The organism is Xanthomonas cucurbitae (genome assembly GCF_002939885.1).
GTDB lineage: Bacteria > Pseudomonadota > Gammaproteobacteria > Xanthomonadales > Xanthomonadaceae > Xanthomonas > Xanthomonas cucurbitae.
Genome location: NZ_MDED01000111.1, coordinates 1 through 887 on the forward strand (window position 1 = coordinate 1; position 887 = coordinate 887).

General features: G+C 62.1%; 2 pseudogenes. Both read left to right on the forward strand.

The window, feature by feature from the left end:
* Positions 1–507, forward strand: a pseudogene (locus XcuCFBP2542_RS18945) (VirB4 family type IV secretion/conjugal transfer ATPase); the annotation flags it as partial.
* Positions 508–571: 64 nt separating this feature from the next.
* A pseudogene (locus tag XcuCFBP2542_RS18950) lies at positions 572–887 on the forward strand (hypothetical protein); the annotation flags it as partial.

Here is an 887-nt window from a genome sequence, read left to right on the forward strand (position 1 = left end):
AAGGGCGGGCTGAAGGAATTTGCCAAGAACAAGCAGAAGACCATCCGTAAGCAGAACGGCCTGGGGATCTTCGCCACGCAGAGCCCGGAAGACGCGCTGGCCAGCGACATCGCCGCAGCGCTGATCGAGCAGACCGCCACGATGGTGTTGTTGCCCAACCCCAATGCCAGCCGCGACGACTACATCGAAGGTCTCAAGCTGACCGATGCCGAGTACCAGGTGGTGGTGTCGCTGGACGAGCGCTCGCGCTGCTTCCTGGTCAAGCAAGGCCACGCCTCGGCGGTGTGCCAGCTCAACCTGCGCGGCATGGACGATGCGTTGGCGGTGATCTCCTCCTCGACCGACAACATCGAGATCCTGCACCAGGTGCTGGCGGGCAAGGCGAGCAAGCTGGGCGTGAGCATGGACCAACTGACGCCGGAGCAGTGGCTGGCCGAGTTCTATGCCAACCGCAAGGGCTCGGGCAAGCGCAGCTCGGTCAAGGACAAGGAGGTGGAAGATGCGTAGTCCATCGAGGCCATCAACACCATCCACACCATCGCAGCTGATGCATGTGGCACCACATTCGATTATGTCGCAGGAGGCAAAGAACATCATGACAACCAACTTCAGGCAGGTTTCCCGGCTCTTGATGGGACTGGCGCTGCTGTGCATGGCGGGCACGGCCAGCGCGCAGTGGGAGGTGGTGGACAAGGAGCTCAACAAGACAGCCGAGAAGATGCTGGATAACCAGAAGGTCGGCAAGGGCGATGGCGAGGAATCCAGCGGCAAGGAAGTGGAAAAGCCCAAGGAGGCGTTGAAGAAGGTGCCCGACGACTTCGGGGTGAGCGGGTGCGCCTCCTCCACCTCGGGCACGCCGGTGTCTGGCGTGCAGAAGCAGGTGTGCG